We start from the raw sequence: 25,685 nt of genomic DNA, 5'->3' as shown, positions 1-25,685 counted from the left end.
CTCATCCCGGTTATGGGACCGCGCTGGCAGTCAATCAAGAGGACTGGGCGCGCAAGGGGGTGCAAAACACCTGCCGCTGCGCAAATCCGCCCATCGTCGGGGGGCTTTCAGTCCGTATCGGAGGTTAAGCCGCCAGCCTTCCTGTCGGCCACATCCGTCTGTGCCAGCGGGTGATGATCCAGTACAAGATCACGCAGGCGGTCTTCCAGGACATGCGTGTATATCTCTGTCGTCGACACGTCGGCATGGCCCAGAAGCGTCTGGATCACCCGCAAATCCGCGCCTCCGGCAAGAAGATGCGTTGCAAAGGCGTGGCGCAGCGTATGGGGGGTGACCTTGGCGGGGGAGACGCCGCCTTCGACAGCGATATCCTTGAGCATGATGTAGAACGCATGCCGCGTCAGGTGCCCTGCCTTGCTGTGCGACGGAAAGAGATAGGTCGAAACCGGTTTGCGTTGGGCGCGTGCTGCATCCTGTTGGATGTCCAGAACTTCCAGCCATTGGGCCAGGGCAATCCGTGCCGGGGGCGAGAGCGGCACCATGCGCTCTTTACCGCCCTTGCCGCGGATCAGCAGCATATGCGGATTGCCGCGTGCGGCCGCGACAGGCAGGGATACCAGCTCTGACACGCGCATGCCCGTGGCGTAAAGCAGTTGCATCAGGCAGGCATTGCGCAGCTGTTCGTTCCGGTTGCGCCCGTGGTTTTGCGCGGCCTCCAGAAGGCGGTCGACCTCTTCGTGGCTCAGCGTCTTGGGCAGGCGGGCATCGCGCCCCGGACCGCTGATCTGAAGCGCCGGGTTGTCTGTCCGCCAGCCTTCCTCGTAGGTGAACCGGTAAAGCTGCTTGATTGCCGACAGGCGCCGCGCGCGGGTGGATTTGGCCAGCCCCTGCGCATCGCAATGTGTCAGGTAGGCCTCGACCTCGTCGCGCATGGCAGAGGCGAGCGAACCACCCGCATTTGTCAGCCAGTCGAAGAAATCGCCCAGGTCGCGGGCATAGGCCAGAAGCGTGTTTTGCGCGGCCCCGCGTTCGGCAGCCTGCGCTTCGAGGAATGCGGAAATCCAGTTGCGTTCAGCCATCAGGTGCCTGTTCCGGTCAGCAAGAGTTGCAGCGCCGCGCGGCGGGCGACATCCTCCAGCCCGACCGTCCGCAGGACCGTCAAAGCATCGGCGATATCGCTGGGATCGCCGCGCATGCCTTGCCGCATCAGCGCCGTGCTGCGCAGCAGGACCTCTCCGAGACGATTGTCCGCAAGCTGTTCGGCAAGCGCTTCGGGCGGTTTGGCATCGGGCGCGAAGGCATGGGCAATGGCCCGCGACAGCCCGTCCCGATCCGGCGGCTCGGCCGTTTCGCCCCGGGCGATGGCGGCAGCAAAGGCAAGCGGGCTGTCATCGGGCAGCTTGGCGGCCATCAATTCATAATCCGTGGACAAAAGGGCAGCGCGCGCAGCCAGATCTGCCGCGCGGCCCGTCAGCGGATATTCCATCAGCCGACCGCCGTAAAGCCGCGAGAACGGCACGCTGAGCTGAGCCGTGTGCATCAATGGCCAGACCCGTTCTAGCGCCGCAGAGATGGCCTGCGGATCGCCGGAGGCGAGCGCCGTGTCAAACCGTTGCAAGCCCTCGACCCGGTCCCAGATCCCACCCGAGGCCGCGCGCAACCGCTCGGTATAGATCCCCAGCATCCGGTTTTCCGAGATTGCCCCGACACGCGCCAGCCTTTCAGCGGCTTCAAGCTGCGCCTTCCAGCCGGCATCGCCATTGAGGTTCACGGTGGCGAAGGGCCGGGGCAGGGTGGCTGTGGGCAAGGGCTCGCCCAAAGCCTCGAACAGGCGAAACTCCAACGGGGTGGGCCGCACGGGCGGCACAAGCGGGGGCAGCTCCTCGGCAAGTTCGGGATCAAGAAACCGTTCCAGCAGGGCGAATTCACGCGGCGTGATCGCACCCAGCGCGTGCGCGGTGCCCAATGTGGTCATCGCGGCGTCCCAGTCGCTGTCCCGCGCGGCACAGAAGACACGCGCACTATATCCCGGTGCCAAATGCGGCGCACCTGCGAGCTTGGCGCAGGCGGGGCCGGTCTGGCCGGTCAGCAGCGACAGATCGAACCAAAGGCTGAAGAGCGCGGGCGTATCCGACCCGGCGCGTTCGATCAGCGAAAGCGCGGGTTCCACCGCGCCCATCTGCATCAGCTTGTCCACCCGCGCGGCAAGAAGCGATTCCCCGACACCTGCATCAGCGGGGGGATCAGCCTCGGCCAGAAGCAGGGTGAAGAGCAGGGCATTGATCGCGGGCAACCCGTCATCGGGCTGCGCGGCGATCAGCTGCTCTACCGTTTCACTGCTGGAGGCGACCCACATCGTGCGCGGCAGCCCCGTTACATTGGGCGGCAGTAACCCGACGGCAGCCAGGCTGGTCTGGTCAAGCGGCATCACGGACACTTCGGGCGAGCGCGCGGATTCGCTGACCGGCGGTTCGTTCTGTCGTTGCGGCTGTCGCCTTTCAGGGGGCACCTGCTGCGCTGCGGGCGAGGGCAAGTTAAGCTCCAGCCAGTCTATCGCGGAAAGCGGTTCCTGTGCCCAGGCCCCGCCCGCGATCAGCGCAGTAAAAAGAACGACGGCCGTGCTATTGCGCATGCAACGTCACCGGTTCGCGAACTTCGCTCGCCGGTGCGGAAAAATCTGCGCCGAAGAACGGCCCGACATAGGCATATGCCACCAAAGCGATGGCGCCCAGAACGAGCAAATAGAATAGCCACTTAAAAATGCGCCACATAGAATTCCCTTTTAGCCTGCCTGCCTGCTTCTTTTGAGGAACTTATAACTGGCCTTTTGCCCAAGATCACGTCATTCAGACCCGCAGATTGAAAAATGGCGGCAGTTGGCCGAAAACCGCAACATATGACAGTGAAGCTGAAGAAGACAGTCGTCCTGGTGGGCATGATGGGGGCAGGAAAATCCGCGGTTGGCAAGGCGCTGGCGGCGTCTTTGCACGTGCCTTTCATCGATTCCGACGAAGAAATCGAGAAGGCCGCCAACATGACGATTGCAGAGATTTTCGCGCGTGACGGCGAGCCGTTTTTCCGGCGCAAGGAAAGCCAGGTGATCGAACGGTTGCTGGGCAGCCAGAGCGGGATCCTGTCCACGGGGGGCGGGGCATTTCTGGACCCCGCCAACCGCAAGATGATTTCGGATCGCGGCGTGTCGGTCTGGCTGGATGCCGATCTTCCCTTGCTCTGGCAACGCGTGCGGCACAAGGACAGCCGCCCCTTGCTGCGCTCTGCCGATCCGCGCGGAACGCTGGAAAAGATCTTTAAGGCGCGGGTGCCGATCTATGCGCTGGCTGATCTGAAGGTCAAAGCCGATCCGTCCTATTCAATCGAAACCATGGCCACGAAGGTCCGCGATGCCCTGCACGCGCGCCCTGACGTTCTGGAGGATGACACATGAGCGAAACCGTACATGTCGACCTTGGCGACCGCGCCTATGACATCCGCATCGGCGAGCGGCTGATCGAACGGGCCGGTGCCGAGATTGCGCCGCTCCTGCACAGGCCGCGTGTTGCCATTGTCACCGACGCGAATGTTGCCGCAGCCCATCTTGACGCTTTCCGCGCAGGGCTTCGGGCCGAGGGGATCGACGACGTATCGCTGGAGCTTCCGCCGGGCGAGTCCACCAAGAGCTGGGCAGAGCTGCAAAACGTTGTGGAGTGGCTGCTTTCGCAAAAGATCGAACGGCGCGATGTCGTTGTGGCCCTTGGCGGCGGCGTGATCGGCGACCTGGCAGGGTTCGCCGCCGCGATCCTTCGACGCGGGGTGCGATTCGTGCAGGTGCCGACTTCGCTTCTGGCGCAGGTCGACAGCTCTGTCGGCGGCAAGACGGGGATCAATTCTCCTGCCGGAAAAAATCTGGTGGGGGCGTTTCATCAGCCCTCGCTGGTGCTGGCCGATATCGCGGTGCTTGGCACGTTGACGGAACGCGATCTGCTGGCGGGCTATGGCGAGGTGGTGAAATACGGCCTGTTGGGCGATGCGGCGTTCTTCGACTGGCTTGAGGAAAACGGGCCTCTGCTGGCGCAGGGTGACATGGCCGCGCGCGCCTATGCGGTGCGTCGGTCCTGCGAGATGAAGGCCGACATCGTGGTGCGCGACGAGACCGAACAGGGTGACCGGGCGCTGTTGAACCTTGGTCATACCTTCTGCCACGCGCTTGAGGCTGCGACCGGTTATTCGGACCGCCTGCTGCATGGCGAAGGCGTAGCCATCGGCTGTGCATTGGCGTTCGAGCTTTCGGCCCGTATGGGGCTGTGTTCGCAAGAAGAACCCAGCCGCGTGCGTGCGCATCTCAAGGCGATGGGCATGATGGTGGACCTGACCGACATCCCGGGTGACTTGCCCAGGCCCGAGTCTCTGCTGGAGTTGATGGGTCAGGACAAAAAGGTTCTCGACGGGCAGCTGCGCTTTGTGCTGGCGCGCGGCATTGGTGAGGCCTTCGTCACATCGGACGTATCCGCCGACAAGGTGTTGGACGTGCTGCGCGACAGCGCGGCCTGAAACGCAACAAAAAAACGCGGGAGCCCAGCCCCCGCGTTTCTTGCATTCCTGTTCCGTATCAGAGGTTTGTCTGACCGTTTTCACGCGATTGTGCAGCATCGACGCTCCATGCGCCGGGCCCGGTAAAGACGAAGAGCAGGAAGACGAAGCAGAACAGGATCGACGCATCGCCGCCATTATTGGCCGGGAAGAAATTGTTCGGGGCGTGGAACATGAAATAGGCGACCGCCATCATGCCCGAGGAGAGGAAGGCAGAGGCGCGGGTGAACAGGCCGATCAGGATCAGGCCACCACCGACAATCTCCAGCAAGCCGCCCCACCAGAAGAGCGAGAATGCCGCGGGCGAGAATTCGGCCGCCGGGAAACCAAGCAGTTTCTGTGTGCCATGCTGGATGAAAAGCAGCGCGGCCATGATCCGCAGGACGGCAAGCATTTTGGGCGCGTGGTTGGACAGGGATTGGAACATGTGAGTCTCCGTAAAGGGTGAGTGTTTCTCTGGAGACCGCATTTAGCGCGGGGCCGCGTGCAAAGATACGCAGATTGCCGCGCAGAGATCATGCATTTTTGCACAACCTTCAAAGATGGCTAACGCTTTTTGCACAATGCTACCATGTTCATGCACAGATAAAAGACCCCGGGTCGCCAAGGCGCCCGGGGTTTGTTCCACCGTCACGATCCGCGCGAAGCGGCGAACAGGGTCAAAAGGGGATTTCGTCGTCCAGATCGCGGGAAGGGCTGGGCTGGCTGCTTCCGCCGCCGCTGCCACCGCCATAGCCGCGATCATCCTGAGGCCCGCTGTCATAGCCGCCGCCGCCACCATAGCCGCCACCCTGACCGCCACCACCGCCGCCGCCTTCGCCGCGACCGTCAAGCATGGTCAATGTCGATGTATACGGGCGCAGAACGACCTCTGTCGAATAGCGGTCCTGGCCGGACTGGTCCTGCCATTTGCGCGTTTCCAGCTGTCCTTCAAGATAGACCTTGGACCCTTTGCGCAGATATTGTTCGGCCACGCGGGCCAGAGGTTCCGAGAAGATCGCAACCGAGTGCCATTCGGTGCGTTCCTTGCGCTCGCCTGTGTTACGGTCCTTCCATGTCTCGGACGTGGCGATGCGCAGATTGCACACCTTGCCGCCATTCTGGAAGGTCCGGACTTCGGGGTCACGACCCAGATTGCCTATCAGGATGACCTTGTTAACTGATCCCGCCATTTGCGCTCCCCGTTCTTTCTCTTGCGTACGAATCTACCCGTCGGGCTTTGGCAGACATTACACGACAGGCCCCGGGGGGGAAGGTCAACGGGGTGGCCTTGAAGAGAATTTCGGGTATAGTCCGGGCAATATTGAGGGACAGTAGGAAGTATCGGTAATGCGCAACTTGGTTTGTGTGGCAGTTCTCAGCGCGATGACGCTGGGGATGGGGGGAACACCTGCCGCTGCGGAAACGCTTTCGACGAAGAACAGGACAAAGATCTTCGGCTCGCAGACGCGGATCCTTGATACGCGGGCGGCGCAACAATACAACAATTCGGTCCGGCTTCAGCCTCCGCGGGTGGTGACACCCACGAAATGGGGCACCACCGACACGACGGAAACAAGCACCAAGCGGTATACGGGGCGGTATCGAGGCGTCTACACGACCATGGCCCGCGCGGCTGCGCGCAAGCATGGCATCCCCGAAGACCTGTTCCTGCGGCTTGTTCAGCAAGAGAGCGGTTGGAACGCCAAGGCGAAGTCCCACAAGGGGGCGATCGGATTGGCGCAGCTGATGCCGTTCACCGCTCGACAATTGCGCGTAAACCCCCATGATCCCGAGCAAAACCTGGAAGGTGGGGCGCGCTACCTGAAGCAGCAATATGCCGCATTCGGATCCTGGCGGCTTGCCCTGGCTGCGTATAATGCCGGTCCGGGAGCGGTGAAGAAATACGGCGACGTGCCTCCCTACAAGGAGACACGCAATTACGTGAAGAAGATCTGGGGCGGCTAGGCCGCTGCCATTTCGGACTCTGCGATGGCTTTGGTCGCGGGCCGGTTCAGGCACCGCGCGATCCAGTCGCGAATGATCGGCACGTCCGGCGCCAGTTGCGGCGCCCAGGCATATGTGGATGAGATCAGGATGTCGGCTGCGCTGATCTGATCATCGACCAGATAGTCATGCGTGCTCAGCGCTTCGGCAAGCCGTGTATTGGCCGTGTCCATATCGCGGAACGTGTTATCCAGCCCCGGATGCGACAATTCGCAAAACTGCATCACGATGAGCGGTTCGAACACATTTCCATACCATGCAAGCCAGGACAGGTAGGCGCCGCGACCGGGCGCACCGACATCTCTGCCAAGCGGATTTCCGCTGAAATGATCGGTTAGGTAAAGCATGATCGCATTGCTCTCCCGGATCACCGCATCGGCATGGACAAGAAGCGGCACCTTGCCTTCGGGATGCGGGTTGGCCGTGTCCCGGGCACCGGTTCCGTCACGGCGCGGAATAACAACCCGGTGGACCTCCACCTGATCGGCAACGCCCATTTCATGGATCAACTGGACAATCCGGGTCGAGCGGGATTGCGGCGCGTGGTACAATTTCAGCATGTCAGACTCCTATGGATGCTGCCTGATCTATGCCATCCGCTGCTGACATTTCCTGTCAGGAAACCCTGATGCGTGACGATCTTCGAGCCGGAGCGACCGGGCGTCAGGCGTCTGCTGTACGCATCTCTATCACCGGTTCCATGCTGGCGAATTCCTCTGCGGACAGGTGGCATTTGACCTGATGCCCCTCGGCGAGCTGTCGCATCGGCGGCACCTCGGTCTCGCAGAGCGTTCCGGGCACCCGTTCCTTCCACCGGCATCGTGTCTGGAAGGGGCAGCCGGGCGGCGGGTTCATTGCAGACGGAACATCGCCCTCCAGAACAATATGCTTCTTGTTGATGGAGGTATCGGCAATCGGCACGGCCGAAAGCAACGCTTCTGTATAGGGGTGATAGGGCGGGGCGAAGACCTGCGCGGTCTGCCCCAGTTCGACGACGTGACCCAGATACATGACCATCACCCTGTCGCTGAGATAGCGCACGATGCTCAGATCATGGCTGATGAACAGAAGGGTTGTCCTGTGTTCGCGCTGGATCTCCATCAGCAGGTCGGTGACGGCGGCCTGCACACTGACATCAAGCGCCGAGACGGGTTCGTCCGCGACGACGATCCGCGCATCCCCGGCAAAGGCGCGCGCGATCCCCACACGCTGTTTCTGCCCGCCTGACAACTGGCGTGGCATCCGGTTGGCGAATTCGCGCGGCAGCTTTACGAGGTCCAGCAGTTCAAGCATCCGTGACCGCCGCTCGGCCTCGCTTTGACCGACGCCAAAGATTTCGAGCGCCCGGATGATCTGGCGCCCCACCGTCATCGACGGGTTGAGCGTGTCGAACGGGTTCTGAAACACCATCTGCACATCGGCGATGGTCTTGGTATCGCGGCTCTCGATCGGGATCTGTTCGATGTTCCGGCCGTCCAGCAGGATTTCGCCGTCCGTCGCGGTTTCCAGCCCCATCAGCACCTTGGCGAAGGTGGACTTGCCGCAGCCGCTTTCCCCGACAATGGCCAGCGTTTCGCTTTCGCGCGCCTCGAAGGTCAGGGTCTCGTTTGCCTTGACCACCTTTTTCTGACCGCCAAACAGCGCATTTGCCGCGACCTCGTAGTATTTCTTCAGCGAATCCATCCGAAGGATCACCTTGCCGATCTCGCCCTTGCTATGGGTTTCCCCGATGGCGGGTGGGGCGGTCCAGTCGATCTCTGCGAATTTCACGCAGCGGCTGGCATGGCGTTCATTTCCGGGGACGTCGAACATCGGGATATGGCCCGCGTCACACCGCCCGGCCTCGAAGTAATCGCAGCGCGGACCGAAGTTGCAGCCTTGGGGACGTTCATGCGGCAGTGGAAAATTGCCCGGAATGGCCACCAGCGGGCGCGCATTCTTGTCTGCACTCGGCAGCGGGATCGAGCGGAACAGCGCCTGCGTATAGGGGTGCTGCATTGTGTCGAACACATCCTCGATAGAGCCGCGCTCGACCGCCTCGCCGGAATACATCACGCAGATCCTGTCGCAGGTTTCCAGCACCAGCCCCAGATTATGGCTGATGAACAGCATCGAGGTGCCGTATTTGCGCCCCAGATCCTTGACCAGTTCGACGATGGAGGCCTCTACCGTCACATCCAGCGCCGTGGTGGGTTCATCGAGGATCAGCAGCGCAGGTTTCGACATCAATGCCATGGCGATGACGATGCGTTGCTGCTGCCCCCCGGAAAGCTGGTGCGGATAGCTTTTCAGAATGCGCTCCGGGTCGGGCAGTTTCACGTCAGCCACCACTTCCAGCGCGCGCGCCCGTGCCTGCGTTTCGGAAATGCCTTCGTGGAGCATCGGCACTTCGGTCAGTTGCTGGCCGATCCTCATCGCGGGGTTCAGGCTGGCCATCGGCTCCTGATAGATCATCGCGATCTCGTTGCCGCGGATGTGGCGCAGCTCGTCTGCGCTCAGGCTCGACATGTCGCGGCCCTTGAACTTCACCGTTCCGCCGACGATGCGCCCGTTGCGCCCCAGATCGCGCATCACGCCCAAGGCGACCGTCGATTTTCCGCAACCGGATTCGCCCACCAGCCCCACGGCCTCGCCGGGCTGAACCTTGACCGAGAAATCCATCACCGCCGGGATCTCGCGCAGCCGCGTGAAGAAAGAGATCGACAGATCGTCAATCTCCAGAATGGGCCCGTCATATGGCTCTTTCATCGCGTCTCTCCCTCGGCGGCCACCTTTCGGGGGCCTTTTGTTCTTTGTGGCGGAAATTCCCGGGCTCTGGCCCAAGGGTCAATCGCGCAAGGATTCTTCGCGCAATCCGTCCGCCAGCAGGTTCAGCCCAAGCACCAGTGACAACAGCGCAAAGGCCGGGGGCAGGGCGGGGTGCAGGTACACTGTCAGCAATTTGCGGCCCTCGTTGATCGTGGACCCCCAATCGGGGCTTTCTGGTGGCATGCCCAGCCCGAAGAACCCAAGCGTTCCCAAAAGGATCGTCGTATAACCAATGCGCAAACAGAAATCGACGATCAGCGGACCGCGCGCATTTGGCAGGATCTCCCACAGCATGATATACCACGGACCTTCGCCCCGGGTCTGTGCGGCGGCGACGTAATCACGCGTCTTGATATCCAGCGTCAGCCCGCGCACGATACGGAACACGGTGGGCGAGTTCACGAATACCACCGCCACGAAGACCACCAGAATTCCACCCGGCACATCAAAGAGATCGAGCCAGCCCGGCAGCACCTGCAACGGGGTCCCCGCGTCTGAAACAAGCGACAGATACAGCCAGCCCATCACGAACAGAACCCCGATCAGCAGGGGCGTCCGCAGCGTGGGCCGCGTGTGGTAGCGCGAATTCAGCAGCACGCCCGCAAAGATCAGCGGAAAGACGAACAGCACCGCCGCCATGTAGCTGGGGATGCCCGTGGCCACGATCTCGGGCGTGACCAGCAGGTAGAAGAGCAGGATGACTGGGAATGCCAGAACCAGGTTGGCCACGAAGGTCAGCAGAGTGTCCAGCTTGCCGCCGTAATAGCCGGCGGGCAGCCCGAGGGTGATCCCGACCATGAAGGCAAAAAGCGTTGCCAGCGGCGCAATCTGCACCACGATCCAGGCGCCCTTGATCGTCCGGCTGAACACGTCGCGCGCAAGGTTGTCGCCGCCCAGAAGGTAATAGGCATATTCGCCCTCTTCGGCGCCGCGCAGCGGTGTGCCCGGAACCTTGTTCTTCATGCCCGACGCCTGTGCCAACGCATCATGCGTGACGATCAGATCCATCGCACCGAAGATGCCGGTGAAAACCCAGAACATCACCAGAGCAAAGCCGATCATGCCAATACCGGAGTCGAAAAGTTTGCCGTAAAGCCCCAGCCGTCGCTTGAATAGGATCGAGACGGCAAAGACGCCTACAAGTGCTATCCACACCGGCAGGAATTGCCACAGGATGCGGGGGATGATCTCTGCCCAGGTCAGCGTTTCCATGATCTGTCGCTCCTCAGGACACGCTGATGCGCGGGTTGAGATACACGTAGCCGATATCGGAAATCAGCTGCGTCACCAGCACCACGATCACGGACACGACCGAGACACCCAGCAGGAGCTCAATGTCATTATTGCCGGCGGCCTGCACCAGCGTCCAGCCGAAGCCTTTGTAATTGAACAGGGTTTCCACGATGACAACACCGTTCAGAAGCCAGGGAAACTGCAACATGATGACGGTGAAGGGTGCGATCAGCGCGTTGCGCAGCGCATGTTTCATCACGATGTCGCGAAAGCTGACGCCTTTCAGGCGGGCGGTGCGGATATATTGCGCGGTCATGACTTCGGCCATGGAGGCCCGCGTCATTCGTGCGATATAGCCCATCCCGTACAGGGCAATCGTCAGGACCGGCAGGAAGAAATTGCCGAAATTCGCGTCCTCCATCGCAGAGGTCGCCGTGCCCTTGAACCATTTCAACCCCACGGCAGATGAGGCGAAGACCGCGATCAGGATCACACCAGAGACATATTCCGGTGTCGCCGTAGTGGTGATGGAGATGGTCGAAAGCGTCCGGTCCGTGCGGGAGCCTTCTCGCATTCCCGCAAGCACGCCAAGGATCAGCGCGGAAGGGACCATCAGCACCATGACCCAGAACATCAGCTTTGCGGTCAGGCCCAGACGGATACCGATGATCTTGCTGACATCCTCGCGAAAGACGGTGGAATAGCCCCACTCCCCCTGAAGGATGCCGCAATAGCGGGGGGCTGTTTCGATCGATGCGCCCTCGGTCAGGCACCTGGCCTGAACAGAGCCGTCCGGCGCGTCATAGCGCCATCCGGGCACCACGCCCAGCCATTCGCCATATTTGACCAGCGCGGGCCGCGCATAGCCGCGCGTTTCCAGCCAGGAGGTGACCTGCTCGTCGGTCATGCGCATGTTGCCTTGCGTCTTGGCGAGCTTTTCGAGGTTCGGCTGAAGGTTGGTCAGCCAGAACACCACAAAGGTCAGGCAAAGCGTGGTCAGCAGCATCACGCCCAAGCGGCGTAGTATGAACAGTCCCATGGCGTCCCTTCTGACTGATGGTTTGGTCAGGCCGGGGCCGCGAAGGGCCCCGGCAAGGGATCAGGCGGCAAATCCGAACTTGTAGAAGTGGAATTCATGCGCTGGGTGTTTTTCGACATTCACCAGCTTGCCGTTGTGGTGATTGTAAAGATTGCGCCAGTAAGGCTGGATGATGACGGCATCGTCGCGCATCAGCTGCTGGATCTTGGCCATCACCTCGCGCCGCGCATCCGCATCGGCAATGGACAGCGCCTCTGCCATCAGCGCGTCGAAATCCGGGCTGGCATAGGCGCTTTCATTCCATGCCTGACCGCTGCGATAGGCAAGGCTCAGCACCTGAACCTCCAGCGGGCGGTGGTTCCAGCTGGTCGAGCTGAACGGATATTTCGTCCAGTCGTTCCAAAAGGTGGACCCGGGCAGGATGGTGCGCTTGATCGAAATACCGGCGTCGCGCAGCTGGGCCGCGATCACGTCACCCGTATTCTTCTGCCAGTCATCGTCGATGGTGATCAGCTCGTGTTCGAAATCTGCGAATTCAGAGGCATCCATCATCTCCTTTGCCTTCGCCGGATCATGCTCCGCCGGTCCAAGATCCGCATAGGCCGGGTGTATCGGGCAGACGTGATCGTTGCGCGCGATCTCGCCCCGGTCGGCATAGCCAAGCTCCAGGCAGACGGCATTGTCGACGGCCAGCGCCAGCGCCTTGCGGACGTCGGCATTGGCGTAAGGAGCCCGGCCATCGACCTCTGCAACCTGATTGGTGCGGAACACCGCGGTAGAGGCGGTTACCGTCTCTGTCGGGGTCCAGCCAATCGCGGTCAGGATGTCGACGAAATCACCGACGGATTCGTAAAGCAGATCAACCTCTTCGGATTCTGCCGCCGCCACCCAAGAGGCCGGATCAGTGCCGTAATCGATCATCTCGATCCGGTCGAGATAGGGTCCGCCGAAGACCTCTGTTCCCCACCATGTATGCTCGGTATTGCGTTCGATGACGCAGCGCACGCCGACCTCCAGCACCACCGGCTTGAACGGTCCGGTGCCGATGCCGAAATCGAACGGGTTTCCGCCGTCGTAATTGGCATGCATGATCGCCGATGGGTAATCGGACATGTTGGCGATCACCGCGATGTCAGGGGACGAAAGGTTCAGCTGAACCGTGTGGTCATCAACCACCACAACGGCATCTTCGCGCGCCTGACCTGTGGCCTCGTCAATCAGCCCACCCATGCGCGACGCCATGGAGTTTTCTTCCATCGACGTATCGCACCAGCCGCGAATGTTGCGGGCCACATCCTCTGCGGTGAAGGGGTCGCCGTTGTTCCAGGTTACGCCCTGTCGCACGTTAAGCGTATACTGGGTGGCGTCATCATTGACCTCCCAGCTTTCCAGAAGCATCGGTGTGAAGCTGCCGTCATTTTCGTACTGAACAAGGTATTCGTAGATGCCGCGGGACTGGTTGCCGATCTCGGACCAGTCATAGGCTCGGGGATCCTTCATCGCCTTCACGAAAGTTTCGATCCGCAAAGTGCCGCCCTCTGCCGGGGTTTCCTGAGCCTTCGCCGGTTGCGCCAGCCCGCCAAGGGCATAGGCGGCGGCGGCAGACAGGCCCAGCGTCGTTGTGCGGGTCAGAAACTCCCGGCGGCTGAGCTTGCCCTGTTTGAATTCATTCGCATACATGTGCGCTGCGGGGTGCAACGGGTCGGGCGTTTCGATGTTATTGGTCATTCCAGTCTCCCAGTGGACAGTCTTGTTTTGGAACGGTTATCGCGCGTATCGGGTGCGGGGCGATTGCAGGCTCCAGTCCCGGCGCTGCCGTTTTGTTTTGCGCATTCGGCACGTTTTGTGCGCTGCCGTCAACGGTTTGATCCGCCCCTTGATGGCGCGATTGCGACATTGATACTAGCCAAAAACGACCAAATAAGGTGGGCAGAAAGGACGAACACGTCTCTGGGGCGCATGGCGGTCGGGCTGTATGGCAGGTTTCCAGGCGTCGATTTCCGGCAGGACGCATTTCGAAAGATCGGCGGGCCTTGCGACTGTTCTGCGCCTTCGCCTGCCGTGGCGTAACTCGTCGCGTTGACGGTCGTTTAAGGGTCAGGCCTTGATGTCTGGCCGGTAGCGCGCCCAGCATTTCATGCGCGCCCGGAACCATGTCCGCTGTCGTTTGGCGAACTGACGGGTCGCGATGGTCGCTGCCTCGCGCGCTTCGTCCAGTGTCATCTCGCCGCGCAGATGGGCGATCAAGTCGCTCGCCCCGATGGCCTTGGCCGATGGCAATGCGGGCGAAAAACTGTCCAGATTACTGCGCGCTTCCTCCAACGCTCCCAGTTTGAGCATCGCGTCGAACCGGCGGGCGATACGCGCATTCAGCCAGTCCCTGGATACGTCGAACAGCACGGGCTGCACGCCCGATAGGGGCAGGCGCGGCGGCGGCGTGTCATCTTGCCAGGAGGCGATTCCCCGGCCGGTGCTGCGCTGCACCTCCCAGGCGCGCTGAACGCGCATCGGGTTCAGCACGTCAATCCGGCGGAGCGTGTCGGCATCCAGCTCTGCCAGCAGCGCCTCGCGGCCTTGCGTTGCAATACGGTGATCGGCCTCGGCGCGGATCGGGGCAGGGGTTGGCGGTATCTCGGCCAGCCCTTCCGTCAGCGCCGTGAAATAAAGCCCGGTGCCGCCCACGATGATCGGTCGAAGCGGGCCTTGCAGGATCGGTTCAAGCTCGCGCAGCCAGTGGCCCACCGAATAGGCCTGATCGCCGGGCACATGGCCATAGAGCTTATGCGGCACGCGGGATTCGTCCTCGGCGGAAGGGCGCGCAGTCAGGATGCGCCAGTTGGCATAGACCTGTATCGCGTCCGCATTCACGATCACACCGCCCTGGGTTTCAGCTATCTCCAGCGCCAGCGCGGATTTTCCTGAGGCGGTTGGCCCGGCAATCAGCACCGGCAGATCAGGCGACAGCGCGCTGGCCGAGAACGCCTCAGCCAAGACGGATCACCGTTGCGACAAGAAATGCCGCGATTATCCGCGTAGGGGGGTTACCATGCATTGTATCTGCTCGCGTTTTCGGACATTTTGCGCGCGATCCTATCCCCTTGCCCGGAAGAGACGCAACATGCCCCAAACCGCCTCCGCCCCGCAGACGACATTCAAACGCGTCCTCTTGAAGATTTCAGGCGAGGCGCTGATGGGCGACCAAGGCTACGGGCTGCACCCGCCAACCGTGCAGCGCATCGCCGAAGAGGTCAAATCCGTCCATGATATGGGTGTCGAGATTTGCATGGTCATCGGCGGCGGCAATATCTTTCGCGGATTGTCTGGCGCGGCCCAGGGAATGGAGCGGACGACCGCAGATTACATGGGCATGCTTGCCACGGTGATGAACGCATTGGCGATGCAGGCGGCACTTGAACAGATGGGTGTCTTCACCCGCGTCATCAGCGCCATCCCGATGGATCAGGTCTGCGAGCCCTATATTCGCCGCCGCGCTGTCCGGCACCTTGAAAAGAAGCGTGTCTGCATCTTTGCCGCAGGGACGGGCAACCCCTATTTCACCACGGATACGGCGGCAACTTTGCGTGCCAATGAAATGGCTTGCGAGGCGATCTTCAAGGGCACGAAGGTTGACGGCGTCTATGATAAAGACCCTGTCAAACATGACGACGCCAAGCGCTATGACAGGGTGACCTATGACGAGGTTCTGGCGCAGCATCTGGGCGTGATGGACGCGTCGGCGATCGCGCTGGCGCGCGACAACAACCTGCCGATCATCGTCTTCAGCCTTGACGAACCGGGCGGCTTCCGCGGCATTCTTGCAGGGCAGGGCACCTACACGACCGTCCATTCCTGAGAAGGGGCGTTGACCCGATCACGCGGCCGCCTTGGCACATTCGCGGTGCCGGTGCGAAGTTGTTAATGTTTCCGACCGATACCACAGGGGATGGACGATTCCTTCGCTTGTCGTGCCGGTTGCGTTGCATTGCTGCATCTTGGGCAGCGGTTTTCCCCCCGAGCGGGCGCTGCTTCGCCTATACATTGCGCTAACAATAGCGTTATAGAGACCTCATATTGCAGGCTCCAAGACCAAAGAGACCAACAAATGGCTGATGAAGATTTCGAACTCGACACCGATGACCTGAAACGCCGCATGGATGGCGCCATGGCCAGCCTCCGCACCGAATTCGCCTCGCTGCGCACCGGTCGGGCTTCGGCGTCGATGCTGGAACCTGTTCAGGTCGACGCCTATGGCCAGATGACGCCGATCAACCAGGTCGGCACGGTGAACGTGCCCGAACCGCGCATGGTCACGATCAATGTCTGGGACAAGGGTCTTGTCGGCAAGGTTGAAAAGGCGATCCGCGAAAGCGGGCTGGGCATCAACCCGCAGCTCAACGGCACCATCATCATGCTGCCGATCCCCGAGCTGAACGAAGAACGCCGCCGCGAGCTGACTAAGGTTGCCGGTCAATATGCCGAACACGCCCGCGTCGCTGTGCGCAATGTGCGCCGGGACGGCATGGACCAGACCAAGAAGGCAAAGAATGACGGCAGGCTTTCCGAGGATGACCAGAAGTTCTGGGAAACCGAGGTGCAGGAGCTTACCGACAAGTATATCGCCCTGATCGACAAGGCTCTCGAGACCAAGCAGGAAGAGATCATGCAGGTCTGAATCGGACCCGCCGACGAGGAGAAAGCAATGATCAAACCGATCCGCGAGGGCAAGGGCCCACGTCATGTTGCCATTATCATGGATGGCAACGGCCGCTGGGCCACCCAGAAGGGCAAACCTCGGCTGTTTGGTCATCATGCTGGCGCGAAACGTGTCCGCGAGATTGTCGAGGCTTGCCCCGATGCGGGCGTCAAGTACCTGACAATATTCGCGTTTTCTACCGAAAACTGGAAGCGGACCCAAAGCGAGGTCGCCGGGCTGATGAGCCTGTTCCGGCGCTATATCTCCCGCGAGGCGCAATCTCTGTTGAGGGAAAATGTGCAGGTTCGCTTCATCGGTGACCGGATCAAGCTTGACGACAAGCTGGTCACGCTGATGGACGATCTGGAGCTGATGACGTCGCATTGCACTGGCGTCAACCTGACCATCGCGATCAACTACGGTGGGCGGGACGAGGTCGCGCGCGCCACCCGCAGGCTGGCACAGGATGTCGCCGATGGCAGGCTTGATCCGCGCGCGGTCAACGAAGAGACGCTGCCACGCTACCTGGATACCTGCGTTCTGCCCGATCCGGATCTTGTTATCCGGACCAGCGGCGAGGCGCGAATTTCCAACTTCCTGCTCTGGCAATCCGCCTATGCCGAATATGAATTCATCGACACGCTCTGGCCCGATTTCACGGCCGCCGAGTTCGCGCAGTTGACCAAGGCGTTTTCGGGGCGTGATCGCCGTTTTGGTGCTGTCATCGCATGACGCCATCTCCGAAATGGGATGATCTGGCCCCACGGCTGATATCTGCCGCGGTCATGGTCGTTGTGGGCCTTCTGGCAGTGTCCCTTGGGGGCATCTGGTGGCACCTGCTGATCGCTGCTGTGTCGGGGATCATGGTCTGGGAACTTGCGGTCATGCTTCAGGGCGAAAGCTATGAGCGGATGCTTTTTCTGGGCGCGTTCGCCGCACTGGCCACGATGCTTGCCATCGAACTGCCGACCGGTTTCGCGCTGCCTTTGCTTCTGGCGCCCGCACTTCTGGGCTTTGCCCTGCTGCGTCGCCGGGCACCCACCTACATGATCTACACCGCCTTCATCATGCTTGCAGGCTACGGCATGATGGCGCTGCGCGACGAATTCGGGCTTGTCTGGATGCTCTGGCTTGTCCTCGTGGTGATCGTCACCGATGTCGGTGGCTATTTCGCCGGACGGATGATCGGGGGGCCGAAATTCTGGCCCCGTGTCAGCCCCAAGAAAACCTGGTCAGGCACGGTTGCGGGCTGGATCTGCGCGGGGATCGTGGGCGCGATCTTTGCCAGCTTCACCCAAACCGGATCAGAGCTGATCGGGATCAGCATCGCGGCGGCTATGGCGTCGCAAATGGGTGATATCGCTGAAAGTGCCATCAAACGCCGCTGCGGGGTGAAGGACAGCTCCAGCCTCATTCCCGGCCATGGCGGCCTTCTTGATCGCTTTGATGGCATGCTGGCGGCGGCGGTTTTTCTTCTTCTGGTCGGTCAGATCGTGCATTTCCCGCCGGGGGTGTAATGAGGCGCATCTCAGTTTTCGGGTCAACCGGATCCATCGGGCAAAGCACGCTGGACCTGATCGGGCGCGCGGCGGACAACTATCACGTCGTGGCGCTGACCGGCGGCCAGAATATCGCTCTCTTGGCCCAGCAGGCAAAACAACACCGCGCAGAGATCGCTGTGACGGCGGATCCCGAACGCCTTGGCGCGCTTCGGGAGGCGTTGGCGGGCAGCGGGATCAAGGCGGCAGCCGGGCAGGGCGCGCTGGTTGAGGCGGCCACCCGGCCTGCTGATTGGGTGATGTCGGCCATCGTTGGGGCTGCGGGTCTGGCCCCGGGTTTGAAGGCGCTGGAGCAGGGCGCGACACTGGCGCTGGCCAACAAGGAAAGCATGGTTGCTGCCGGCGCGCTGATGTTGCGCATGGCGAAGGACCACAATGCCCGCATCCTGCCGGTTGACAGCGAACATTCCGCGGTCTTTCAGGCCCTGATCGGCGAGGATATCGCGGCCGTGGAGCGTGTGATCATCACGGCATCCGGCGGGGCGTTCCGCGATTGGCCAATCGAAAGGCTGGCCCATGCCACGCCCGAACAGGCGGCGACCCATCCCAACTGGGATATGGGCCAGCGGATCACGATCGATTCCGCGTCGATGTTCAACAAGGCACTGGAACTTATTGAAACGCGGGAGTTCTTTGGTCTGTCGCCCGAGAAGATCGAAACCGTGGTGCACCCGGAATCGCTCGTGCATGCGCTGGTCGGGTTCAATGACGGGGCGTTGATGGCGCATGTCGGCCCGCCGGATATGCGCCATGCGATCGGGTTCGCACTCAACTGGCCCGAGCGGCAAGAGCTTCCTGTGGCGCGGCTTGACCTGGCCAGCATCGGCACGCTGAGTTTCCGCAAGGCCTGCGAAGATCGCTACCCGGCTTTGCGGCTGGCAAGGGAGGTGATGCAGGCGGGCGGGCTGTCAGGGGCGGTGTTCAACGCCGCCAAGGAACAGGCGCTCGACGGGTTCATCGCCGGAGAGATCGGGTTTACCGATATGCCGGGCGTGGTCGAGGACGTGTTGACGCAGATTTCGGGGCGGCCGGGACATATTCATGCGGAGTTCACCCTTGATAACGTATCCAGACTGGACCATCTCGCTCGGCAAACCGCGCGGGAGGTGATAGGGCGTCTCGGGAATGGCAGGAAATAGGGTGAGTACGTAAGCATGTCAGGGTTAATCCCTCAATTCGGTAGTGTTTTTCTAACCCTCGCGGCCTTCGTGGTGGCGCTTTCGATCATCGTGGCGATCCATGAATTCGGCCATTATATCGTCGGCCGCTGGTCAGGGATCGGCGCGGATGTCTTCTCTCTCGGGTTTGGCCCGGTGATCTGGAGCAGGGTCGACAAGCGCGGCACCCGCTGGCAGATCGCGGCCCTGCCGCTTGGTGGCTTCGTCAAGTTCCGCGGCGATGCCAATGCCTCTGGTGGGGTGGACGAGGCGTCACTGGCGGGGCTGGACGCCAAGGAACGTCGCCAGACAATGAATGGCGCACCGCTTTGGGCGCGCACGGCCACGGTGGCTGCGGGGCCGGTGTTCAACTTCATCCTGTCGATCATTGTGTTTACCGGCGTCTTCATGGCGCGCGGCGTGGTCTCCGAACCCCTGACGGTCGGAGAGTTGCGCCCCTTGCCGGTAGAGCAACAGCTCTTGCCGGGGGACGTCATACTGGAAGTGGCCGGGCAGAAACCGCCGTCTTTCGACGATGCCGCCGCGTTCGAGACCTTCATGTCGTCGCTGCCAGTCGAGGCGCAAATCACCTATACCGTCGAACGCGATGGACAGGTGGTGGAGGCGCAAGGCCCTTATCCCTATCCGGCCATCGCCACGCGCATCGTGCCGCAATCGGCCTCTTACGACATCGAAATGAAACCGGGCGATGTGATCCAGCGGATCGACGGCGCGCCGGTATTTGCGTTCGATCAGCTGAAAGAGGTCGTCGAGAATTCGGATGGTCGCCCGCTGCAGCTCGATGTCTGGCGCGCCGGGGAAGAGCTGGATTTCGTGCTGGTTCCGCGCCGCGTGGACGAACCGCAGCCCGACAATAGTTTCAAGACGCAGTGGCGGATTGGCATCGCGGGCGGGCTGTTCTTTGAACCTGCCGTTTCGACCCCCGGTCCGTTAGAGGCCGTGAACGCGGCGGGCGCGCAAACCTGGGGGATCATCACCGGGTCGTTGTCCGGGCTTTATCACATGGTCACCGGTGCCATCAGCAGCTGCAACCTGAGCGGCCCGATCGGGATCGCGCAGGCGTCAGGCGCAATGGCAAGCCAGGGCACGACCAGCTTCATCTGGTTCATCGCGGTGCTGAGCACGGCTGTCGGCCTGATGAACCTTTTCCCCATCCCGGTGCTGGATGGCGGTCACCTGGTGTTCTATGCCTATGAGGCGGTCGTCGGTCGACCACCCTCTGACAAAGCGCTGCGCCTGCTGATGTCGCTTGGATTGGCGGTGATCCTGTCAATCATGGTTCTGGGTGTGACGAACGATCTTTTCTGCCCATAAAACGCGGCACAATTCCTGCGCGCCCGGGCGAAGGCCAATAGCCTCGGCCGGGCGCGGGCGCGGAATTTTCCCGTTCCGTCTTGCGCCTGCGCCGCGCGAAGGGGGAAAACCACGAAATTCAAGGCCCTGCGCTTTTGACAACCCGCTGTTTAGCCGATACTCACATTCGAAAGGATGTCTGTACGGAATGGAAGCATGACCAACAATGCTGAGGGCAGGGCGTTCGGAGCAGCCTTGAAATCGGGTGCGCCCCGAAAGCTGATCGCGACGCTTTTTGCAGTGATTACAATTGCCTTTGCGGCGCTTCCGCAGGCAAGTCTGGCGCAGAATTATCAGTTCAACTCGGTCTCGATCGAGGGGAACCAGCGGGTCGAGGCTGGGACGATCCTCAGTTACGCAGGAATCGCCCGCGGACAGAGCGTCAGCGGCGGCGACCTGAACGAAGCCTATCAACGCATCGTCGGCTCGGGCCTGTTCGAAACGGTCGAGCTCGTCCCTCAGGGCGGCACGCTGGTGATCCGGGTTGCAGAATATCCGACGATCAACCGCATCAATTTCGAAGGCAATGCCCGCATCAAGGACGAGGTTCTGGCCTCTGTCGTTGAATCGCAGTCGCGCCGCGTGTTCAGCCCCACCCAGGCAGAGGCAGATGCCGCGAATATCGTGACCGCCTATGCCCAGCAGGGACGGATCGCCGCCCGCGTGACCCCGAAAGTCATCCGCCGCAGCGACAATCGTGTCGATCTTGTGTTCGAAGTGTTCGAAGGTGGCGTGGTCGAGATCGAGCGCATCGGCTTTGTCGGCAACAAGGTCTACTCGGATTACCGGCTGCGGCGGGTGCTCCAGACCAAACAGGCGGGCATCTTCCGGCTGCTGGTCAAAAGCGACACGCTGATCGAGGATCGGATCGAGTTCGACAAGCAGGTGCTTGCGGATTTCTACAATTCGCGCGGCTATGTCGATTTCCGCACCACCGCTGTGAACGCGGAACTGACCCGCAACCGCGATGGGTATTTCCTGACCTTCAACGTACAGGAAGGTCAGCAATTCCGGTTCGGCGAAATCTCCACCACCTCGGATCTGCCGGAAGTTGATACAGAGCTTTTCCAGGCCGCGCTGAAGATCCGCCCCGGCGTCGTTTATTCGCCGCTGCTTGTGGAAAACTCCATCGCGCGGCTGGAGCGTCTGGCAATTCGCGAAGGTCTGAACTTCGTGCGTGTCGAACCCCGCATCAACCGCAATGATCGCGACCTGACGCTGGATGTCGAATTCGTGCTGTCGCGCGGCCCTCGCATCTTTGTCGAGCGGATCGACATTGAAGGCAACACCACCACGCTGGACAGCGTCGTGCGCCGTCAGTTCAAGGTCGTCGAAGGCGACCCGTTCAATCCGCGTGAAATCCGCGAAAGTGCCGAACGTATTCGTGCGCTTGGCTTTTTCACGAATGCAGAGGTGGATGCGCGCGAAGGCTCCAGCCCCAATCAGGTTGTGGTTGACGTAAATGTCGAAGAGCAGCCCACAGGCTCGCTCAGCTTTGGCGGCAGCTACTCTACCGGCAATGGTTTCGGCGTGGCGCTGCAATTCCGGGAACGCAATTTCCTGGGTCGGGGCCAGTCGCTTTCGCTGGGCGCCACCACAGGCGTCAGCAACCGGCAGTATAATTTCAGCTTCGGCGAGCCTGCCTTCCTTGGGCGCGATCTGGCATTCAACTTCGACGCGTCTTACCGCGAAACCGATAATGACAACGCCGAATACGACACCAATTCGGGTCGGATCTCTCCTTCCTTCACCTTTCCGGTCTCCGAAAACGGTCGCCTGTCGCTGCGCTACACGGCCGAAGTGTCCGATATCACAGATGTCGACGACACCCAGGTCGGCGACCTTATTCAGGCAGAGGCCGAGCGTGGCGAGGTGTGGAACAATTCCATCGGCTACACCTATTCCTATGACACGCGCCGGACGGGCCTGAACCCCAATGCAGGCGTGCTGCTTGAATTCGGGCAGGATTTCGGCAAGGCCACGGGGGGTGCGACCTTCATCAAGACCAATGTCCGCGCCATCGCGCAGACCAAGGTTCTGAACGAAGATGTCACCTTGCGTGCGACATTGCAGGGCGGTGCGCTGAACTATTCCGGCGGCAACGGGCGGGTGACTGACCGGTTCTTCATGGGACCGTCCGTCATGCGCGGCTTTGAATATGGCGGCATCGGCCCGCGTGAGCGTGGCACGAACAGCCAAGGCAATTTCGTTGACGATGCGCTTGGCGGCAATCTGTTCGCTGTCGCCCGGTTCGAGGCGGAATTCCCGCTGGGTCTGCCAGAGGAATACGGCATCTCGGGCGGCGTCTTTTACGATGTCGGGTCGCTGTGGTCGCTGGAGGAAAGCAACGCGAACACGCTTTACGAGGATTTCAGTGCCCGCCACGTTGTCGGTGTTTCGATCTTCTGGGATACGCCCATCGGCCCGCTGCGCTTCAACTTCACCGAGGCGTTGCAGAAAGAGAAGTATGACGAAGAGCAGAACTTCGACCTGACGATTTCAACGCAGTTCTGACATGACACGGCTGAAAAGTTTCAAGGCGGCGGCGTTGGCTGCCGCCTTTGGCGTCCTCGCAGCGGCGGTGCCTGCGCAGGAGGTTGTGAAGAGCCCCATTCTGACGGTCGAGGCGGACAGGCTTTTTAACGAAAGCCTTTACGGCCAGCGTCTGACCGAAGAGATTGAGGCGGCAGGCAGCGAAATCTCTGCGGAAAACCGCCAGATCGAAGCTGCATTAACCGCGGAAGAGAAGTCTTTGACAGAGCAGCGCGCGAACCTGCCCACGGCGGAATTCCGCAAACTTGCCGACGCGTTCGATGAAAAGGTGCAATCCATCCGGCAGGAACAGGACGCGAAGGGGCGCGCTTTGGCCGCGCGCACCGAGGATGTGCGCCGCGACTTTCTTGAGGCTGCGCAACCGGTGCTGGGAGAGTTGATGCGCGAAGCCGGAGCGGCCGTGCTGATCGAACGGCGGAATGTCTTTCTGAGCGCGGATGCCATCGACGTCACCGACGAAGCGATCGAGCGGATCAACGTGCGGCTGGGCACCGGGGCCGCTGAGGATACCGGAACAGACGAGCCTCAGACCGGCACCCCCGAACCGGATGCCGAGCCGGACGACCGCTAGCCCGCTTGCCCCGGAGCGCGACAGTTGCTAGGTCATTGGACCAGTGACACATGTCGAGGACACCATATGACCGAGGCTCTGCAATCTGCGGACATCCAGCTGATCCAGCGTATCCTGCCGCACCGTTACCCGTTCCTTCTGGTTGATCGCGTTGTCGATATCGACGGCACGTCCTCTGCGGTCGGGATCAAGAATGTCAGCATGAACGAGCCGCATTTTCAGGGCCATTTCCCGGGCACCCCTATCATGCCGGGGGTCACGATCGTCGAGGCGATGGCGCAGACCTCTGCGGTGATGGTTGGTGTGGCACTTGATCTGGCGGACAAGGAAATGCTGATCTATTTCATGTCCATTGACAAATGCAAATTCCGCCGCAAGGTCGTCCCGGGCGATGTGCTGCGGATGAACCTCAAGACCCTGCGGGGCAAGCCCGGCGGCAAGGTCTGGAAATTCCAGGGCGTGGCCGAAGTGGACGGCGAAATGGCAGCAGAGGCAGAGTTCACTGCGATGATGGATCTGCCGGCGTGACATCTGACATCCACCCTTCCGCCGTGATCGAGGACGGTGCGCAGATCGGCGAAGGCTGCCGGATCGGCCCGTTCTGCCATATCGGCCCCGAAGTCACGCTTGCCCCCCGTGTCGTGTTGAAAAGCCATGTTGTGGTCACCGGGACCACCACCATCGGCGAAGACACCGAGGTCTTTCCCTTTGCCGTGATCGGCGAGGTTCCACAGGATCTGAAATTCAAAGGCGAAAAGACGCGGCTGGAAATCGGCGCGCGCAACCGCATCCGCGAACATGTCACCATGAATGCCGGGACAGAGGGTGGCGGCGGCGTCACCCGTGTTGGCGATGATGGGCTCTTCATGGCGGGCTGTCATGTGGCGCATGATGCTCAGGTCGGGGACCGCGTTATTCTGGTCAACAACTGCGCTTTGGCCGGGCATTGCGTGCTGGAGGATGACGTGATTGTCGGCGGGCTGTCCGGCGTCCACCAATGGGTTCGCATCGGTCGCGGCGCGATCATCGGCGCGGTCACGATGGTAACCAATGACGTTATTCCCTACGGCCTTGTGCAGGCGCCGCGTGGCAAGCTCGACGGGCTCAACCTCGTCGGTCTGAAGCGCAAGGGCGTCGCGCGCTCTGACATCACGGCGCTGCGGGCGGCGTTTCAGATGCTTGCCCAAGGGGAGGGCGCGTTTCAGGATCGTGCCAAACGGCTGGGTGCCGAAACCGAGAGCGACTATGTCCGGCATATCGTCGATTTCATCCTCGGCGAAACCGACCGCTCTTTCCTGACACCGGGCTGAGCGTGGCCGGTCGTCTGGCGATTGTTGCCGGCAGCGGGGGTCTGCCCCTGCGTCTGCACGAGGCGCATCCCGATGCTTATTGCGTCACCTTGGCCGGCACGCCTCATGAGCTGCCGGAAGGGGTCGTGCACACGCATCGCCCCGAAAGGCTTGGCGAGCTGTTCGAAGATCTTCGCGACCACGATGTGACCGACGTGGTCATGGCCGGTGCGATGGCGCGGCCGAAGCTGGAACCAAGCGCTCTGGACGCGGTGACAGCAAAAGTGGCACCGGCGTTGATGGCCGCGATGCAGCAGGGAGATGATGGGCTGCTGCGCCATGTCATCGCGCTGTTTGAAGATCGGGGCTTCACGGTGGTGGGTGCGCATGAGCTTGTCGTGGGTCTGACCGTTCCCGCGGGCATGCTTTGCGGTATAGCGCCCGACAGCGCGGCGACGCTGGATGTGGAATTCGGTCTCGATATCCTCTCTGCTCTGTCGCCTCTGGATCTGGGGCAGGCGACCGTTGTGGCGGGCGGGCTGTGCCTTGGGATCGAGACTTTGCAGGGCACGGATGCGCTGCTTGAACAGGCAGCAGGCACCCCGACCCATAAACGCCCTGAGGCGCCCGGCGTGCTGGTCAAGCTGCCCAAACGCGGGCAGGACCTGCGTGTCGACATGCCCGCCATCGGTCCCGCAACCATAGAGGGCGCCCGCCGGGCGGGCCTTGGCGGGATCGTGATTGCGGCAGACCGTGTGCTGGTGCTTGAACGCGAGGCAACGCTCGCCGCGGCCCGCGAGGCCGGGCTGTTTGTGCAGGCGCTCGATGTCTGAGCC

The 25,685-nt window shown here is 61.5% G+C and carries 24 protein-coding genes; 14 read left to right on the top strand and 10 right to left on the bottom strand.

All coding sequences use genetic code 11. The features are described from left to right. Positions 1-107 precede the first annotated feature (107 nt). Positions 108-1,079 carry a site-specific tyrosine recombinase XerD gene (locus tag EDD52_RS15955; RefSeq protein WP_132246766.1) on the bottom strand — a complete coding sequence of 324 codons (972 nt, stop codon included), beginning with the start codon at positions 1,077-1,079 and terminating at the stop codon, positions 108-110. After that, complete coding sequence (locus EDD52_RS15950) at positions 1,079-2,632, bottom strand: hypothetical protein (RefSeq protein ID WP_132246764.1); 1,554 nt, start codon at positions 2,630-2,632, stop codon at positions 1,079-1,081. Before EDD52_RS15950 ends, EDD52_RS15955 begins: the two co-directional genes overlap by 1 nt. Positions 2,633-2,896: 264 nt before the next feature. On the opposite strand from EDD52_RS15950, the gene EDD52_RS15945 reads away from it, so the two are divergent. Together EDD52_RS15945 and aroB are read left to right on the top strand one after the other, a co-directional pair. Continuing rightward, entirely contained in the window at positions 2,897-3,445 is a 549-nt protein-coding gene (locus EDD52_RS15945; RefSeq protein WP_243651969.1) for a shikimate kinase, read from the top strand. Continuing rightward, positions 3,442-4,548, top strand: a complete 1,107-nt coding sequence (gene aroB, locus EDD52_RS15940) for a 3-dehydroquinate synthase (RefSeq protein ID WP_132246760.1) — start codon at positions 3,442-3,444, stop codon at positions 4,546-4,548. Before EDD52_RS15945 ends, aroB begins: the two co-directional genes overlap by 4 nt. 58 nt (positions 4,549-4,606) lie before the next feature. Here aroB and EDD52_RS15935 read toward each other — a convergent pair whose 3' ends face one another. Together EDD52_RS15935 and ssb are read right to left on the bottom strand one after the other, a co-directional pair. After that, entirely contained in the window at positions 4,607-5,014 is a 408-nt protein-coding gene (locus tag EDD52_RS15935) for a DoxX family protein (RefSeq protein WP_132246758.1), read from the bottom strand. A 232-nt stretch (positions 5,015-5,246) separates the two neighbouring features. Further along, positions 5,247-5,759: a single-stranded DNA-binding protein gene (gene ssb / locus EDD52_RS15930; protein ID WP_132246756.1), complete on the bottom strand. Its 513-nt coding sequence runs from the start codon at positions 5,757-5,759 to the stop codon at positions 5,247-5,249. A gap of 157 nt (positions 5,760-5,916) precedes the next feature. Between ssb and EDD52_RS15925 the strand changes: the two genes are divergently transcribed. After that, a complete protein-coding gene (locus EDD52_RS15925; RefSeq protein ID WP_424449922.1) occupies positions 5,917-6,534 on the top strand; it encodes a lytic transglycosylase domain-containing protein in 618 nt (205 codons plus the stop codon). Here EDD52_RS15925 and EDD52_RS15920 read toward each other — a convergent pair. From EDD52_RS15920 to miaA, 6 genes are all read right to left on the bottom strand, one after another. Further along, a complete protein-coding gene (locus EDD52_RS15920; protein ID WP_132246754.1) occupies positions 6,531-7,133 on the bottom strand; it encodes a glutathione S-transferase family protein in 603 nt (200 codons plus the stop codon). The two genes, EDD52_RS15925 and EDD52_RS15920, sit on opposite strands and share 4 nt — an antisense overlap. A gap of 103 nt (positions 7,134-7,236) precedes the next feature. After that, positions 7,237-9,321, bottom strand: a complete 2,085-nt coding sequence (locus EDD52_RS15915; RefSeq protein WP_132246752.1) for a dipeptide ABC transporter ATP-binding protein — start codon at positions 9,319-9,321, stop codon at positions 7,237-7,239. Between the two features lie 78 nt (positions 9,322-9,399). Then, the gene (locus tag EDD52_RS15910; RefSeq protein WP_132246750.1) at positions 9,400-10,593 is read right to left on the bottom strand and encodes an ABC transporter permease; all 1,194 of its coding nucleotides are present in this window, start codon (positions 10,591-10,593) and stop codon (positions 9,400-9,402) included. Positions 10,594-10,606: 13 nt separating this feature from the next. After that, positions 10,607-11,653 (bottom strand): ABC transporter permease, encoded by a 1,047-nt coding sequence (locus EDD52_RS15905; RefSeq protein WP_132246748.1) that lies wholly within the window; start codon positions 11,651-11,653, stop codon positions 10,607-10,609. A gap of 60 nt (positions 11,654-11,713) precedes the next feature. Next, positions 11,714-13,381 carry an ABC transporter substrate-binding protein gene (locus tag EDD52_RS15900; RefSeq protein ID WP_132246746.1) on the bottom strand — a complete coding sequence of 556 codons (1,668 nt, stop codon included), beginning with the start codon at positions 13,379-13,381 and terminating at the stop codon, positions 11,714-11,716. Between the two features lie 369 nt (positions 13,382-13,750). Continuing rightward, positions 13,751-14,644: a tRNA (adenosine(37)-N6)-dimethylallyltransferase MiaA gene (gene miaA, locus EDD52_RS15895; RefSeq protein ID WP_207906041.1), complete on the bottom strand. Its 894-nt coding sequence runs from the start codon at positions 14,642-14,644 to the stop codon at positions 13,751-13,753. Positions 14,645-14,771: 127 nt separating this feature from the next. Here miaA and pyrH point away from each other — a divergent pair, with 127 nt between their 5' ends. The 11 genes from pyrH to EDD52_RS15840 all read left to right on the top strand — a co-directional run bounded on the left by pyrH (position 14,772) and on the right by EDD52_RS15840 (position 25,682). Further along, positions 14,772-15,506, top strand: coding sequence for a UMP kinase (pyrH, locus tag EDD52_RS15890; RefSeq protein ID WP_132246744.1), 735 nt, complete (start codon positions 14,772-14,774; stop codon positions 15,504-15,506). A 249-nt stretch (positions 15,507-15,755) separates the two neighbouring features. Then, entirely contained in the window at positions 15,756-16,325 is a 570-nt protein-coding gene (frr, locus tag EDD52_RS15885) for a ribosome recycling factor (protein ID WP_132246742.1), read from the top strand. A 27-nt stretch (positions 16,326-16,352) separates the two neighbouring features. Next, the gene (gene uppS / locus EDD52_RS15880; RefSeq protein ID WP_132246740.1) at positions 16,353-17,078 is read left to right on the top strand and encodes a polyprenyl diphosphate synthase; all 726 of its coding nucleotides are present in this window, start codon (positions 16,353-16,355) and stop codon (positions 17,076-17,078) included. Further along, positions 17,075-17,863, top strand: a complete 789-nt coding sequence (locus EDD52_RS15875; protein WP_132246738.1) for a phosphatidate cytidylyltransferase — start codon at positions 17,075-17,077, stop codon at positions 17,861-17,863. The genes uppS and EDD52_RS15875 overlap by 4 nt, the downstream gene beginning before the upstream one ends. After that, the gene (dxr, locus tag EDD52_RS15870) at positions 17,863-19,044 is read left to right on the top strand and encodes a 1-deoxy-D-xylulose-5-phosphate reductoisomerase (protein ID WP_132246736.1); all 1,182 of its coding nucleotides are present in this window, start codon (positions 17,863-17,865) and stop codon (positions 19,042-19,044) included. The genes EDD52_RS15875 and dxr overlap by 1 nt, the downstream gene beginning before the upstream one ends. Positions 19,045-19,059: 15 nt before the next feature. Continuing rightward, positions 19,060-20,397, top strand: a complete 1,338-nt coding sequence (gene rseP, locus EDD52_RS15865) for an RIP metalloprotease RseP (protein ID WP_132246734.1) — start codon at positions 19,060-19,062, stop codon at positions 20,395-20,397. Between the two features lie 195 nt (positions 20,398-20,592). Further along, a complete protein-coding gene (bamA, locus tag EDD52_RS15860) occupies positions 20,593-22,950 on the top strand; it encodes an outer membrane protein assembly factor BamA (RefSeq protein WP_132246732.1) in 2,358 nt (785 codons plus the stop codon). Position 22,951: 1 nt separating this feature from the next. Beyond that, entirely contained in the window at positions 22,952-23,560 is a 609-nt protein-coding gene (locus EDD52_RS15855) for an OmpH/Skp family outer membrane protein (RefSeq protein ID WP_132246730.1), read from the top strand. 66 nt (positions 23,561-23,626) lie between these two features. Continuing rightward, the gene (gene fabZ / locus EDD52_RS15850; RefSeq protein WP_132246728.1) at positions 23,627-24,088 is read left to right on the top strand and encodes a 3-hydroxyacyl-ACP dehydratase FabZ; all 462 of its coding nucleotides are present in this window, start codon (positions 23,627-23,629) and stop codon (positions 24,086-24,088) included. Then, complete coding sequence (lpxA, locus tag EDD52_RS15845; RefSeq protein WP_132246726.1) at positions 24,085-24,870, top strand: acyl-ACP--UDP-N-acetylglucosamine O-acyltransferase; 786 nt, start codon at positions 24,085-24,087, stop codon at positions 24,868-24,870. Before fabZ ends, lpxA begins: the two co-directional genes overlap by 4 nt. Positions 24,871-24,872: 2 nt before the next feature. Beyond that, a complete protein-coding gene (locus EDD52_RS15840) occupies positions 24,873-25,682 on the top strand; it encodes an LpxI family protein (protein ID WP_132246724.1) in 810 nt (269 codons plus the stop codon). Positions 25,683-25,685: the final 3 nt, after the last annotated feature.

The organism is Primorskyibacter sedentarius (assembly GCF_004342065.1).
GTDB lineage: Bacteria > Pseudomonadota > Alphaproteobacteria > Rhodobacterales > Rhodobacteraceae > Primorskyibacter > Primorskyibacter sedentarius.
The sequence above is the reverse complement of the archived record's forward strand: the minus strand, read 5'-3'. Positions and strand labels throughout refer to the sequence as shown.